Origin of the sequence: Mesoterricola sediminis, assembly GCF_030295425.1 — a bacterium.
In the GTDB taxonomy this organism is placed as follows: domain Bacteria; phylum Acidobacteriota; class Holophagae; order Holophagales; family Holophagaceae; genus Mesoterricola; species Mesoterricola sediminis.
Genome location: NZ_AP027081.1, coordinates 1,609,354 through 1,623,229 on the forward strand (window position 1 = coordinate 1,609,354; position 13,876 = coordinate 1,623,229).

At 72.6% G+C, this 13,876-nt stretch carries 14 protein-coding genes; 13 read left to right on the forward strand and 1 reads right to left on the reverse strand.

What is annotated here, in order from left to right:
• Positions 1 to 3 precede the first annotated feature (3 nt).
• Genes R2J75_RS07115 through R2J75_RS07125 form a run of 3 tightly spaced genes read left to right on the forward strand, consistent with a single transcriptional unit; the run spans position 4 to position 4,795 of the window.
• A complete protein-coding gene (locus R2J75_RS07115; RefSeq protein ID WP_316411407.1) occupies positions 4 to 3,066 on the forward strand; it encodes a patatin-like protein in 3,063 nt (1,020 codons plus the stop codon).
• Between the two features lie 50 nt (positions 3,067 to 3,116).
• Positions 3,117 to 4,250 carry a DUF2157 domain-containing protein gene (locus R2J75_RS07120; protein ID WP_316411408.1) on the forward strand — a complete coding sequence of 378 codons (1,134 nt, stop codon included), beginning with the start codon at positions 3,117 to 3,119 and terminating at the stop codon, positions 4,248 to 4,250.
• Positions 4,247 to 4,795 (forward strand): hypothetical protein, encoded by a 549-nt coding sequence (locus tag R2J75_RS07125; RefSeq protein WP_316411410.1) that lies wholly within the window; start codon positions 4,247 to 4,249, stop codon positions 4,793 to 4,795. The genes R2J75_RS07120 and R2J75_RS07125 overlap by 4 nt, the downstream gene beginning before the upstream one ends.
• A gap of 45 nt (positions 4,796 to 4,840) precedes the next feature.
• Here R2J75_RS07125 and R2J75_RS07130 read toward each other — a convergent pair whose 3' ends face one another.
• Positions 4,841 to 6,202, reverse strand: coding sequence for a rhodanese-like domain-containing protein (locus R2J75_RS07130; RefSeq protein ID WP_316411411.1), 1,362 nt, complete (start codon positions 6,200 to 6,202; stop codon positions 4,841 to 4,843).
• 123 nt (positions 6,203 to 6,325) lie between these two features.
• Here R2J75_RS07130 and R2J75_RS07135 point away from each other — a divergent pair, with 123 nt between their 5' ends.
• The 10 genes from R2J75_RS07135 (at position 6,326) to arsB (ending at position 13,870) form a co-directional block, all read left to right on the forward strand.
• Positions 6,326 to 6,964: a pentapeptide repeat-containing protein gene (locus R2J75_RS07135; protein ID WP_316411412.1), complete on the forward strand. Its 639-nt coding sequence runs from the start codon at positions 6,326 to 6,328 to the stop codon at positions 6,962 to 6,964.
• A gap of 61 nt (positions 6,965 to 7,025) precedes the next feature.
• The gene (locus tag R2J75_RS07140) at positions 7,026 to 8,657 is read left to right on the forward strand and encodes an ATP-dependent nuclease (RefSeq protein WP_243333639.1); all 1,632 of its coding nucleotides are present in this window, start codon (positions 7,026 to 7,028) and stop codon (positions 8,655 to 8,657) included.
• 76 nt (positions 8,658 to 8,733) lie between these two features.
• Entirely contained in the window at positions 8,734 to 9,114 is a 381-nt protein-coding gene (locus tag R2J75_RS07145) for an ArsR/SmtB family transcription factor (RefSeq protein ID WP_243333642.1), read from the forward strand.
• Positions 9,107 to 10,183, forward strand: a complete 1,077-nt coding sequence (locus R2J75_RS07150) for a permease (RefSeq protein WP_243333643.1) — start codon at positions 9,107 to 9,109, stop codon at positions 10,181 to 10,183. Before R2J75_RS07145 ends, R2J75_RS07150 begins: the two co-directional genes overlap by 8 nt.
• 9 nt (positions 10,184 to 10,192) lie before the next feature.
• Positions 10,193 to 10,426, forward strand: a complete 234-nt coding sequence (locus R2J75_RS07155; protein WP_243346488.1) for a thioredoxin family protein — start codon at positions 10,193 to 10,195, stop codon at positions 10,424 to 10,426.
• A 16-nt stretch (positions 10,427 to 10,442) separates the two neighbouring features.
• Positions 10,443 to 10,826: a thioredoxin family protein gene (locus tag R2J75_RS07160; protein WP_243333647.1), complete on the forward strand. Its 384-nt coding sequence runs from the start codon at positions 10,443 to 10,445 to the stop codon at positions 10,824 to 10,826.
• Positions 10,823 to 11,539, forward strand: coding sequence for a cytochrome c biogenesis CcdA family protein (locus R2J75_RS07165; protein ID WP_316411413.1), 717 nt, complete (start codon positions 10,823 to 10,825; stop codon positions 11,537 to 11,539). Before R2J75_RS07160 ends, R2J75_RS07165 begins: the two co-directional genes overlap by 4 nt.
• A gap of 71 nt (positions 11,540 to 11,610) precedes the next feature.
• Positions 11,611 to 11,934 carry an ArsR/SmtB family transcription factor gene (locus tag R2J75_RS07170; protein WP_243333651.1) on the forward strand — a complete coding sequence of 108 codons (324 nt, stop codon included), beginning with the start codon at positions 11,611 to 11,613 and terminating at the stop codon, positions 11,932 to 11,934.
• 11 nt (positions 11,935 to 11,945) lie between these two features.
• A complete protein-coding gene (gene arsM / locus R2J75_RS07175; protein ID WP_243333653.1) occupies positions 11,946 to 12,782 on the forward strand; it encodes an arsenite methyltransferase in 837 nt (278 codons plus the stop codon).
• 11 nt (positions 12,783 to 12,793) lie between these two features.
• Positions 12,794 to 13,870, forward strand: coding sequence for an ACR3 family arsenite efflux transporter (arsB, locus tag R2J75_RS07180; protein ID WP_243333655.1), 1,077 nt, complete (start codon positions 12,794 to 12,796; stop codon positions 13,868 to 13,870).
• Positions 13,871 to 13,876: the final 6 nt, after the last annotated feature.

The following is a 13,876-nucleotide window of genomic DNA, read 5'->3' on the forward strand; positions in this document are numbered from 1 at the left end:
CGCATGGACGCCTCGATCGCGGCAGTACCGAAGTCCCGGCCGCATGGGTTCGACATCCCGCCGACGAAGGAGATCCGGATCGCGGTGGTGATGTACGGGGGTGTTTCCCTGGCCATCTACATGAACGGCGTGACCCAGGAACTCCTGTCCCTCGTCCGGGCCACGAGCGGGGATCCGCCCCGGGATGGGAGCACGGAGGCGGTGTACCTCGAACTGGCCCGCCACCTCGGCGGCGGCCACGACGGCCCTGGATGGGCCCGGTTCGTGGTGGACCTCATCTCCGGGACCTCCGCGGGCGGCATCAACGGGGTCTTCCTGGCCAAGGCCCTGGCGAAGGGTGGCGACCTGGCCCCCCTCAAGGACGTATGGATCGAGGAGGGGGACCTGGGCAAGCTGCTCAACGACGGGCTCTCCGCCGACCCGTGCGTGCCCCCCCAGGTCCCGCCCCGCTCCCTCCTGAGCGGGGAGCGGATGTACGTGAAGCTTTTCGAGGCCCTGGCCCGGATGGACGCGGCGGCGGTCCCCGCCAGACCGCTGGTGGAGGACCTGGAACTGGCCGTGACCGCGACCGACCTCCTGGGCCGGGTGGTGCCCCTCTCCCTTTCGGACGGGCTGGTGTGGGAGCGCAAGCACAAGCATGTCTTCAGGTTCCGCTATTCGTCCGAGGACGGCGCGGACGATTTCGGCCAGGCCGACACCCCCTTCCTTGCCTTCGCCGCGCGGTGCACCTCCAGCTTCCCGGTGGCCTTTGAACCCATGCAACTGGCCACCGTCCGGAACCTGGTCGGATTCGGGAAGGTGAGCCCCGGCGCCTACCCCCTCTCCGCTCCCGCGGTCTGGGACCAATCCCTGGCGCGCTGGCAGGTCTTCTTCGGGGAGCCCTGCGGCGGGGTCCGGGACGCGGACCGCTACTACACGGACGGCGGGGTGCTCAACAACCGGCCCTTCTCGCCCATCCTCGAGGCCCTGGACCGGGTGAAGGCCGATGTGCCCCACGAGCGGAAGCTGTTCTACATCGAACCCTCCCCTGAACATCCGGAATGGGACCCCTCCGGGAAGGACGCCGAGGGCAGGCCGAAAAGGCCCGATGCCCTGCAGAACGCCCTCGCGGCCCTGGTGGGATTGCCCAGCAAACAGCCGATCCGCGACAGCCTTCTCCAGCTCAAGGACCGCAACGCCCTGATCCGCCGGATCGGGACGATCGTCACGGACGTGGTGGAAACCCTGCTCGGTTCCTTGGACCTGGGGGAGGACTACGAGGCCCGGGCCTTCGACACCGGGCGGTTCCGTGACGAGGTGGCCACCCATCCCGCGCTCCGGGCCTACCAGGGCCTGAAGACGGCTACGGTGATCGAGGACCTGGCCCGTCGCGTGGCCCGGGTCCTGGGTTACCCGGACCGCTCGGAGGAAGTCCTCTCCCTCCAGGCCCTGGTCCGGGCATGGTTCGAAGTGGAGTATGGCCACGACACCATGGCCTTCCTGATCGAGGTGGACATCAGCTACCGGCTGCGGCGGATCCAGTTCGTGAAGGGCCGGATCCAGGCCCTGCTGCGGAAGGATCCGGAGGCCCTGCGCCTGGCGGCGAAACTCTTCGGCCAGGCCGCCTCCGAGGTGGGCACCCCCGCCTTCCGGAGCGAGGCCATGGACCTCTGGCACCACCTCAATCATGAGTATCTTGTGCTGCTCCAATGCTCCCGCAAGGCCCAGTCGGACGCCGCGGGCGGGATCCATGTGGCGATCCGGGACCTGAAATTGGCCCCGGATGACCTGTACTACATCCTCACCGGGAAGTGGGGGGTCCTGGCGGGATCGGCCGTTCCCGCCGACCTGGAACAGATCTCGCACCGGGAGGAGCGGGCCCGGGAACTCCTGCGCAAGGAGGCGATCCGGCTGGGCCTCGACGGCGTGCGGGACGCGATCGTCAACCACTACAGGCCGGCTCTGGAGGTCTCCCGGCAGCACATCAGGAAGGAGCTCGCGGACAGGACGGGCGGCTCTCCCCGGGCGATGGTGCGCCGCGCCGCCTTCCTCTTCTTCGACAACTTCGACTACTTCGACGCCGCCATTCTCCCCATCACCACGGGAACCGACGCCGGGGAGCTGGTCCCGGTGGAGGTCGCGAGGATCAGTCCGGAGGACGCCGTCGCCATCCGGAACGAGGTCCAGGATCGCCGGCCCAAGCTTGCGGGAACGGCCCTGGCCCATTTCGGGGCCTTCCTCGAGCGGTCCTGGCGCAGGAACGACCTGCTCTGGGGCCGGCTCGACGGCGCCGAGCGCCTCATCCGCACCCTGGCCGCGGGTCATATCGGGAGCCCGGCGCTGGTGGACCGGCTCATCGACAAGGCCCATCAGAGGATCATTGCCGAGGAACTGTCCGCGCAGGCGCAGGCCGACGCGGCCGGGCTCGTCCTGGGATCCCTGCTGGAGGACCTGGCGCCCTCGGGCCGGCAGAGCGGCCCGGCGGCGCGGGAGCAGCGGGAGTTGGTGAAGCGCCTGACCGGACTTCCCGTGGGGAGTCCGGATCCCAACCCCGGGCTCATGGCGTTCCTCCTGGGGGCCCTGAATCCCGCCGGGCTGCGGCGGGCGCTCCAGGAGTACGCGCCCTCCCGCGAGCCGAACCGGAAGAACGCGCTGGCCTACCTCTCCCGGTCGGTGCGCATCCTGGGACGGATCCTCGAGGACATCGGGCAGGCCAATAAGCTCCACGGCCAACTCGGCGCGCACCTCGCGCAGGCCGGGAGCTTCCTCTGGGGCCTTGTGCAGGTGTCCATTCCGGGCTCCATGGCGGAGGCGGTGTTCCGCCACTTCACGGCCATGGCCTGCCTGTTCGGGGCGCTGATGGTCGCGACGGGCCTGGCGTTCTCCCTGCCCGTGACCCAGGCGGGCTACGCCATCCTCGTCCTCGCCGTGGCCCTCCATGTCCTCACGCGCGCAGTCCGCTACCGCCTCCTCGGGCGACCCTGGGCCCGGGTCCTCGCCGCCCTCGGGGGGATCCTGGTCCTCCTCGGTCTGGGCTGGTACCTGCTGCCCCAGGTCCAGGCCAAGGTGCATGGGCTGGTCCGCTAGCCCCCGATGGGGCGCTGGTCCCGGGCGGGCTTCGGCGCCATACTCCTCCCATGAATCGCCAACTCGAAGCTGCGCTCGATCGCTGGCTGGAGGCCCGCCTCCTGGAGCCGGGCCAGGCGGAGGCCATCCGCCGGTTTGAAACGGAAGGGGAGGGGGCCGGGCGGCTCAGGTGGCCGGTGATCCTCGCCCTGGCGCTGGGCGTCGTGCTCGTGGGGGCCGGGGTGCTCCTTTTCGTGGCGGCCCACTGGAACGCCCTGGCACCGGGGACGCGCTTCGGGCTGGTGCTGGCGCTCGGGGCGGGCTTCCACCTGCTGGGCGGGGCGGCCAGGGAGGGGTTCCCGCGGCTGGCCACGGCCCTCCACGGGGTGGGGACCGGGGTGCTGGGGGCGGGCATCTACCTGGCGGGCCAGATCTTCAACCTGGAGGAGCACTGGCCCGCGGGCCTCCTCCTGTGGACCCTGGGGGCCCTCGCGGGGTGGCTGATCCTCCGGGACTGGGTGCAGGGGCTCCTGCTGGCCCTCCTCGCGCCGGCGTGGCTGGGCTCGGAATGGGTGGAGGCCATGGACGCCGGGGTGCGCGCGCACCACGTGTCCCAGCGGGTGCTGGCGGCGGGGCTCCTGGGCTTCGCGGTGACCTACCTCTCCGCCCGCAGGGGACCCGGCGACGGGCTGATGCGGAAGGCCCTGGCCTGGGCCGGGGGCCTGGGCCTCCTTCCGTTGGGGATCCTGGCGGCGGCCCTGGGGTCGGAGCGCCTGTTCTACGTGGCCGGGCCGGATCCGGCGCCCGGCCTGGTCTGGGCGGGATGGCTGGGGGCCCTGGGCATTCCGCTGGCGGCGGCCTGGGCCCTCCGGGGCCGGGAGGCCTGGCTGAACGGGGTCGCGGCCCTGTGGATCCTGGGGCTCCTGAGGCTCGCCAACCATGCCTGGTTCGTCTACGGCTGGTGCGCCCTGGGCGCGGTGGGGCTCGCGGCCTGGGGCCTCCGCGAGGGGCGGCGGGAGCGGGTCAACCTCGGGGTGGCGGGCTTCGCGCTCACGGTGCTCTGCTTCTACTTCTCGGACGTGATGGACATGCTGGGCCGGAGCCTGGGGCTCATGGGCCTGGGGATCGTCTTCCTGGCGGGGGGCTGGGGGCTGGAGCGGGTCCGGCGCCGGCTCAACGCGCGCATCGGGGGAGGTGCGGCATGAGGCTCGCGGGCCGATCCCTTCTGCTGGCGGGGGTCCACCTCGCCCTGCTCCTCAGCCTGGGCGGGAAGCTGCTCGTGGACAGGGCCACCCGGCCCCGGGGCTGGTTCCGGGCGGCCCCGGTGGACCCGATGCTGCCCGTGCGCGGGCGGTACGTGGCCCTGGCCCTGGAGGTGCCCTTGCGGGGCGCCGCGCCCGCGTCGGCGCTGACGCCCCCGCGTCCCGGCCTCTTCGGGTCCCGTTCGTTCCCGGTGCGGCTGGAGGCCGACGGGGGCATCCACGCGGTGGCCGCGCCGGCGGATTCCCGGGGGCCGGACCTGCACTGGGCGACCCTCCCGGACGCGGCCCTGGCGCTGCCCGAGGACCGCCGCTACGTGCGGATCTCCGAGGGGATGGCCTTCTTCTTCCCCGCGACGGCGCGGGACCCCTCCCTCCGCCCGGCGGGGGAGGAACTGTGGGTGGAGGCGACGCTGCCCCGCCGGGGGCCCCTCCGGCCCATCCGGCTCGGCGTGAAGAAGGACGGCGAGCTGCGGCCCTGGAAGCCCTGAGCGCGCGGGGCCCGCGGGGCCGGCCCCGCGGGTCCCGCCCGGGCTTCAGTCGGCGATGAACTCGCCGGTGTCCAGGATGGCGATCTCCCCGTTCAGGAAGGCGGCGTCGTAGCCCTGCTCCCGAAGGAGGTGGTAGGCCAGTTCCGCGCGCATGCCGGTGGAGCAGTGGACGAGGACGCGCTGGCCGCGGGGGACCTCCGCGAGGCGGCCGCGCAGCTCCGGCTCGGGGATGGCGAGGGCGCCCTTGAGGCGGCCCGTGGCCACCTCGTCCGGATTTCGCACGTCCAGGATGACGGCCTTGCGGTCGGCGGGGGCGAGGGCCGCGATGCGGGTGAACTCGGCGGCGGGGATGGCGCCGGGCCGGAGCTTGGGGACGAAGTCGACGGTCCGGGCCAGTTTGCCGGTGGTGGTGGGGAGGCCCGCCGCGCGCCAGGCCCCGAAGCCGCCGAGGAGGGTGTTCACGCCCGGGTAGCCGGCCTGGGCGATGCGCTCGGCCAGGGCCCTGGCGGCGGGGCCGCCGTCGGCGTCGACGACCAGGACGGGGGGCTTCACCTTGGGGGCGGGGAAGGTCTGGAGGAGGGCCTCCAGCCGGGCCGGATCGGCGGCCACCGCCCCCGCGGGCGCGCCCTGCTCGGCGGCGGCGCCGCGCAGGTCCAGGATGACGGCGGGCATGGCCTTGGCCAGGAAGGCCTCCCTGAAGCTGTCGGCGCTGATGACCCCCGCGTGGCGGGTGTACCAGCCCGGCATGCCGTCCACGAACACCTTCACGTTGGTGTAGCCCAGCTTCTGCGCCTTCCGGGAGGAGCCGGGGCTCATGTTGCAGGTCTTGCCGCTGCAATAGTAGATGATCAGCTTGTGCTTGTCCGCGGGAAGGCGGTCGGTGAGCTTGTCGAAGGCGGGGAAGGGGAGGTTGATGGCGGTGGGGATGCTGCCCTCCTGGAACCGGGGCTGGGGCCGGCAGTCCACGAGCAGGTAGTTCCCCTTCTCGGGGCCGAGGGCCACCAGCTTCTCCAGGTCGGCGAAGGCGAGGGTCTCGTTGGCGGCGAGGGCCACGGGCGGCTTCACGGACACGCGGGTGGCGGTGCGGATCCCGTCCTTCTCGACGTACTCGACGCGCACCTCGTGGCCCTTCTTGATGAGCTTGAGGGTGTCCTCGGCGGTCGCGCCGGCCTCCCGGGCCTCCACCTTCAGGGCGGCCTTGTCGTAGCGGAGCACTTCGATGGCGTCGTCGATCCTGAGCTGGAAGGCGCCGTTCTTGGCGATGAGGTTGTCGAAGTTGCCGCGCAGGTTGCCCGGCGCCGTGGTGTGGCAGTTGGCGCAGATCTTCGCCATCACGGGGCGGGGCGGGGCCTGGGCGGTGCCCGGGAGGGCGGACGCGGCGAGGAGGAGGGCGGTGAGGGTTCGCATGGGGGCTCCGGGGCTGGATGGGGATGGAGAGGTTGTATCAAATAACCATTTGTTTGAATACCTAATTGTCGATGATGGGGTCGGGTTTCGATCCCCCGGGGATGCTGGTACCTTGGCGGGAGCATGCGGACCCCCTCTCCGACCCACCCTGGCCGCGCGCCGCGGACCCCCTACGGGGGCGGCCAGGACCTGGTCCCGGAGACGGCCTTCGAGGGGATGGCCTTCGAGGGGCAGGACTTCGGGGGGCAGTCGTCGGACCTGGTCGCCTTCCGGGGCTGCGACCTGGGGCGGGTCTCCTTCGCCAACGGGACCCTGTCCCGGGTGGAGTTCGGCGACTCGGTCCTGGAGGCCTGCGATCTGGCCAACGCCCGCTGGGAGCGGGCCCACCTGGCCGGGGCGCGGTTCTCGGGATGCCGGCTGGTGGGCCTCGACCTCACGGGGGCGCTGCTGCGGCGGTGCCGGCTGGAGGCGTGCAACGCCTCCCTGGCGTGCTTCCGGGACGCCTCCCTCCGGGAGGTGCGCTTCCAGGACTGCGACCTGCGCGGCAGCTCCTTCCAGGGCGCGGACCTGCGGGGGGTCTCCTTCGCGGGCTGCGACCTGGCCGAATGCCAGCTCTCCTTCGCGAAGCTGGGCGGCGCGGATCTGCGGGGGGCCCGGATCGAGGGGCTGCGCGTGCGCATCGAGGACCTGAAGGGGCTGATCGTGGATCCGGTGCAGGCGGCGTACCTGGCCGGGCTGATGGGGCTCCGGATCCTGCCCTGAGCGGCGAAACAGACAAGCGAAGCGGCTTGATCGTGACGCCCGGCCGGTTCATGCTCCCAGCATGCACCTGGACCACGTGGAGATCGTCAACTACCAAGGCATCGCCCGCCTGCGGGTCCAGCTGGAGCCGGACGCCACGGTCCTCTTCGGGGAGAACGCCTGGGGCAAGACCAGCCTGGTGGCGGCCCTGCAGAGCACGCTGGGCGGGCGGGGCTTCACCGAGGCCGACTTCCACCGGGTCGCCAACGACCGCACCACCATCGCCCGGCACCTGAGCGTCACCCTGGCCTTCCAGGGGGAGCCGGAACCCGGCCTGGCGGAGGCCGGATGGCGGGACGGCCAGGGCGCCTTCCACGTGGTGCTCCAGTGGGCGGGGCGCCGGATGGCGCGGGGCCAGTGCCGGGTGCGCCTGCGGTTCCTGGACCGGCTGGGGCGGGAGCTGCCCCTGGACGAGGAGGCGGTCGCTGCCCGGGCGGCGGAGGTGGTCCGCACCCATCCCCTCGTGGTCTTCCGGGAACTGCGCCTGGCGGACGGGATCCTGGCGCCGGCCATGGCCACGGACCTGGAGCTGCACGAGGATCCGGAGAAGGCCGTGGGGCGGGTCTTCCAGCGCCTGCTGGCCGTGCCCCACCAGGTGCACCCGGGGGAGCTGGCCCGGGGGCTCGAGGCCCTCAAGCGCGTCGCCCAGCGCCGGCCGGACCTCTTCCGCGCCCTCCACGGCGACGGGGAGGCGCCCCTGCGCCGGGCCTCGGACATCGCGGACGCGCCGCTGGGGCTGCAGGAAGGCAATTCCCTGGCGGACCTGGCCCGGCACGCGGGGGCCGGCATGCGCCAGGTGGCCCTCCTGACGCTGGTGGGCGCCATGCTGGAGGCGGAGGCCTCGGCGCCGCAGGGCGACGGCGCCAGCCCCCTGCTGGTCCTGGAGGACCCGGAGACCCACCTGCATCCCATCCAGCTGGCGACGGCCTGGAACCTGGTCGCCCAGCTCTCGGTGCAGAAGGTGGTGACCAGCGCCAGCGCCTCGCTCATGGCCGGCTTCCCCCTGCGGGCCCTGCGGCGCCTGGTGCGCCGCAGCGGGGACACGGCGGTCTTCCCGGATCCGGACGGGCCCGCCCTGGGCCCCACCGACGTGCGCCGGGTGGCCTTCCACGTGCGCACGCACCACGCGGACACGCTGTTCGCGCGGGTGTGGCTGCTGGTGGAGGGGGAGACGGAGAGCTGGCTCCTGCCCGAGCTGGCGCGGGTCTGGGGGCTCCACTTCCCCCTGGAGGGGGTCCACTGCGTCCCCTTCGCCCAGGCGGGGCTCGGGCCCCTGGTGGCCTTCGCGGACCGCTTCGGGATCCCCTGGCACCTGGTGGCCGACGGGGACGACGCGGGCCGCCATTACGTGTCCAAGGCCCGGGGCCTCCTCCGGGGGCGCCCGGAGGCGCGCCACATCACGGCCCTCCCGGACCTGGACCTGGAGCACTTCCTGTGGCGGGAAGGGTACGAGGACGTCTACCGGCGCGCCGCGGGACCGGCGGCGCCCGGGGCGGACGCGTCGACGGTGATCCACCAGGCGCTCCGGGCCTGCTCCAAGCCGGGCATGGCCCTGGAGGTGGCCGAGGCGGCCGGGAGCCGGGGCCCCGCGGGCATCCCCCGCCTCCTGGGGCGGCTCTTCGGGATCCTCCGGGAGAAGGCCGTCCACCCCTGAGGGGATCTCGGACTTGTAATTCGGAAAATTCCGAATTATGCTGGCCCCGAGCCCCGATGGGGGCGCCGGAGCCGCCGTGGATCGACACCTGCCTTCGCTGACGGACCGCCTCAAGGCCGTCGCCAATCCCCTCCGCCTGCGGGTGCTCGCCCTCGTGGGGGCGGGGGAGCTCTGTGTGTGCCAGGTGGCCGAGACCCTGCAGGTGCCCCTCTCCTCCGTGTCCGAGGCCCTGCGCGAACTCCGGCGGGCCGGCTACATCGTGGAACGGAAGGCGGGCCGCTGGGTCCACGTCTCCGTGCCGGCCGAAGGCCTGAGCCCCCTCCAGCGGGCCCTGGTGGGGGAGGCCATGGCCACGCCCGAGGCCGCCGAGGACCGGCGCCGCGCGGTGGAGGTGAACGCCCGGCCGGTTCAGGAGGTCTGCTGCAAGGCCCAGGCGGCGGAGGGGAGCCATGCCTGAGCCCACCTGCTGCGCACCTGCCCAGCCGGATCCCGCCCCCCGCGCCGGGTTCTGGCGCCGGGGCGGCTGGCTCCTCGTCGCGCTTCCCGCCTGGATCCTGGCCTACCGGGCCCTGAAACCCTTGGCGGACGCCCTGGCCTTCCGGGGCCTCGGGCTCGCCCCGGGCAGCCACCTGGGCGAGGCCGTGGCCTTCCTGGCCTACGACCTGCCCAAGGTGCTGCTGCTCCTGACGGCGGTGGTGTTCGGCGTGACCTTCCTCCAGACGTTCGTGAGCCCCCGCCGGGTCCGGGACGCGCTCGCGCGCCGGGCGGCGGGGGCGGGGAACGTGATGGCGGCCCTCTTCGGGATCGTGACGCCCTTCTGCTCCTGCTCGGCGGTGCCTCTCTTCATCGGATTCCTGCGGGCGGGGGTGCCCCTGGGCGTGACCTTCAGCTTCCTGGTGGCCGCCCCCATGGTCAACGAGGTGGCCCTTGGCCTGCTCCTGGCCATGTTCGGGTGGAAGATCGCCGCCCTCTACGCGGGGACGGGGGTGGCCATCGCCGTCTTCGCGGGCCTGGTGCTGGGGCGCCTCCGGATGGAGCACCAGCTCGAGGACTGGGTCCAGGCCGCCCTGGCGGCGCCGGTCCTGGGCGAGGGGGAGGAGACGCGGCCCGGATGGACGGAGCGCGTCGACGAATCGGTCCGCGGCGTCCGGGACATCGTGGGCAAGGTCTGGCCCTACATCGCCGCCGGCATCGCCGTGGGCGCCTTCATCCACGGGTTCGTGCCGGAGGGGCTCATGGCCGGGGTGCTGGGACGCCAGGCCTGGTACAGCGTTCCCCTCGCGGTGCTCGTGGGCGTTCCCCTCTACAGCAACGCCGCCGGGATCCTGCCCATCGTGGAGGCCCTCCTCGCCAAGGGGGCGGCCCTGGGCTCCACCCTCGCCTTCATGATGGCCGTCATCGGGCTGTCGCTGCCGGAGGCGGTGATCCTCCGCAAGGTCCTCAAGCCCCGGCTCATCGGCGCCTTCGTGGGCGTCGTCGCCGCGGGCATCCTCGCCGTCGGCTACCTCTTCAACGCCATCCTCTAGGAGATCCCCATGCTCATCGAAGTCTTCGGCCCCGGCTGCGCCAAGTGCGAGACCCTCCTCCGGAACGCCCAGGCCGCCGCGGCCCAGGCCGGGGGCGACCACGCCGTCGTCAAGATCCACGATTACGCGGCCATGGCCGCCCGCGGGATCCTCTCCACCCCGGCCCTGGCCCTGGACGGCCAGGTGAAATTCCAGGGGAAGGTGGCCAGCGCCGACGAGATCGCCGCCCTCATCCGCGGCTGAGACCAGGAGGTTCCCCATGCGTCCCCGCCTTGCCGCGGCGGCCTTCGCCGCCATCGCGCCCCTCGCCCTTTCCGCCCAGGTCCCGGCCCTGGACCCGGCGGGCCTGGCCCAGGCCCTCAAGGGCGGAACCTGGGCCGTCATCGAGTTCGGCGGTCCCGCCTGCGTCCCCTGCAAGCGGATGCAGCCGGTCCTCGCCGCCGTTCAGGCGCGGCTGGGCGCCAAGGCCGTCGTGCGGAACGTCTACCTCACCGAGCACCCCAAGGTGGCCGGCGCCCACAAGGTCATGGTGATGCCCACCCAGGTCGTCTTCGCCCCCGGGGGCAGGGAAGTGCTTCGCCACGTGGGCTACTGGGAGCAGGCCGACTTCCTCGCGGCCCTGGCCAAGGCCGGGCTGGAATGATTCCCGGCTTCCTGGAGCGGCTCGCGGAGGGCGTCACCCAGGCCCCGCCCCTCCAGCAGGTGGGGATCGCCTTCGCGGGGGGGCTCCTCACCTCCGCCAATCCCTGCGTCCTGGTGGCGGCGCCCCTCGTGGTCGGCTTCGCCGGGGGCACGGAGGCCGGCCGCCGGCATCCCGCCCTCTTGTCCGGCGCCTTCGTCCTGGGCCTGGCCGGCGCCTTCACCCTGTTGGGCCTGGCCGCCGCCCTGACGGGCACCCTCCTCGGCGATGTGGGGTGGGGCTGGAAGGCTGCCCTCGGGGTCGTGCTCCTCCTGGTGGGCCTGCACCTCGCGGGCTGGGTGCGCTGGCTGCCCGCGCCGGATCCCGCGCGGCTGCGGCGCTTCCAGGGCGCGGGGCTCCTGGGGGCCTTCGCCCTGGGGGGCCTCACGGGCACCCTGTCCGCCCCCTGCGCGACCCCGGCCCTGGCGGCGGTGCTGACCCTGGTGGCCCTGCAGCGGCGCATCCTCTGGGGGGGCGCGCTGCTGTTCGCCTATGCCCTGGGCCACGGCCTCCTCCTCTTCCTGGCCGGCACCTCGTCGGGCTGGGTGCAGCGGTTCACCCGGAACCGGCGCTCCGCGGCCCTGGCCACGGCCTTTTCCCGGGGGATGGGCCTGCTCCTGCTGGCCTGCGCGGCCTGGGTGCTGGTGCTCGCTTGGCAGGCGGCTGTGGCCGGTTGACCCTTCGCGCCGGCGGGGGCTTTCGCCTAGATTTCTATTGCTCTAGTTTTGTCGAAATATACACTGGGGCCATGGCACCCTCCGACCCCGTCCTCGACCTCCACGTGCGGCGCCTCAAGGCCCTGGGGCACGCGGCCCGCCTTGCCATCGTCCGGGTGGTGGTCCAGGGCCCCGAGGGGGGCACGCCGGCCGGGGAGATCCAGGCCCGGCTCGGCATCCCCGGTTCCACCCTCAGCCATCACCTTTCGGAACTGACCCAGGCGGGCCTCCTGCAGCCCTCGCGCCAGGGGACCACGATCCGGTACGCGGCCTGCTTCGACCATCTGCGGGCCCTCACCGACTACGTCTGGGAGAACTGCTGCGGCAGCGGGCGCTGCGGCCCGGACTGCCCGTGAAAGGAGGCCCCATGCCCCTGTCCGACCATCCAACCCACACGACCGTCCGCAAGGCCTACGGGAAGATCGCGTCCGCCGGCGCGGGATGCTGCGGGCCCGGCTCCTCCTGCTGCGGCGGCGCCCGGCCCTCCGAGGTGGCCCTGGGCTTGGGCTACGCCGGCGACGACCTGGCGCGCCTGCCCGAGGGGGCGAACCTGGGCCTCTCCTGCGGCAATCCCACGGCCATGGCGGAGCTCCGGCCCGGCGAGACGGTGCTCGACCTCGGCTCCGGCGCGGGAATGGACGCCTTCCTCGCCGCGCAGCGTGTCGGCGCTTCGGGCCACGTGCACGGGGTGGACATGACCCGGCAGATGGTGGCCCGGGCCCGCGCCAACGCCGCCGAGTTCAAGCGCCGCACCGGCCTGGCCAACCTCACCTTCCATCTCGGCCAGATCGAGGCGATCCCCCTTCCCGACGCGTCGGTGGACGTGGTCCTCTCCAACTGCGTCCTGAACCTCAGTCCGGACCAGCCCCGGGTCTGGCGGGAGATCGCCCGGGTCCTCCGTCCCGGGGGCCGCGTCTCCATCTCGGACATGGTGCTGCTGCGGCCCCTCCCCGACGAGGTCCGCGGGGACGTGGAGGCGCTGGTGGGATGCATCGCCGGGGCCTCCCTTGCGGACGACGTGGCGCGCATGATGCGGGAGGCGGGCCTGGAGGAGGTCCGGCTCCTGCCCAAGGAAGGCGCCCTGGAGGCCATGCTTCCGGAGGACGATCCCATGGCCGCGCGGCTCCGGGCGCTCCTCCCGGAGGGGACGCGCCCCGCCGATTTCGTGGCCAGCCTCATCCTTTCCGCCCGCCGACCCGCCTGAACGAGGTGCCCATGACCGCCACGCCCCGTCTCTCCTTCCTGGACCGGTTCCTCACCCTCTGGATCTTCCTGGCCATGGGCCTGGGCGTCCTGCTGGGCTACGCCGCGCCCGGCTTCAACCGGGCCATCAACGCCTGGAACGTGGGCACCACGAGCGTGCCGCTGGCGGCGGGGCTGATCCTGATGATGTACCCGCCCCTGGCCAAGGTGCGGTACGAGGAACTGCACCTGGTCTTCCGGAACCCGCGGGTGCTGCTGCTCTCCCTGGTCCAGAACTGGGTCATCGGCCCGGTGCTCATGTTCGCGCTGGCGGTGATCTTCCTGCGGGACCGGCCCGAGTACATGCTGGGCCTCATCATGATCGGCCTCGCCCGGTGCATCGCCATGGTCATCGTCTGGAACGACCTGGCCAAGGGCGACACGGAGTACTGCGCTGGGCTGGTGGCCTTCAACTCGATCTTCCAGGTGCTCTTCTTCAGCGTGTACGCGTGGTTCTTCGCCACGGTCCTGCCGGCGAAGCTGGGGCTCCAGGGCGCCGCCGTGAACGTCACCATCGGGGAGATCGCGCGGTCCGTCCTCATCTACCTGGGCATCCCCTTCCTCGCCGGTTTCCTGACCCGGACCGTCCTGGGGCGGATCAAGGGGCTCGACTGGTACCACCGCGCGTTCGTGCCGCGCATCGGTCCCCTGACCCTGGTGGCGCTGCTCTTCACCATCGTGGTGATGTTCAGCCTCAAGGGGGAGGCGATCGTGAAGCTGCCCCTGGACGTGGTGCGCATCGCCGTGCCGCTGCTCATCTACTTCGTCGTCATGTTCCTCGTGAGCTTCTGGCTGTCGCGGAAGGCGGGGGCCACCTACCCGCAGGGGGCCACCCTCAGCTTCACCGCCGCGAGCAACAATTTCGAGCTGGCCATCGCGGTGGCGGTGGCCACCTTCGGCATCCACCACGGGGCGGCCTTCGCCGCCGTCATCGGCCCCCTGGTGGAGGTCCCCGCCCTCATCGGCCTGGTGAACGTGGCCCTGTGGCTGCGCAGGCGCTGGTGGCCGGATTCGGACGAGACGGTGGCGAAGGCCGGCTGCTGCGGCTGACCGGGG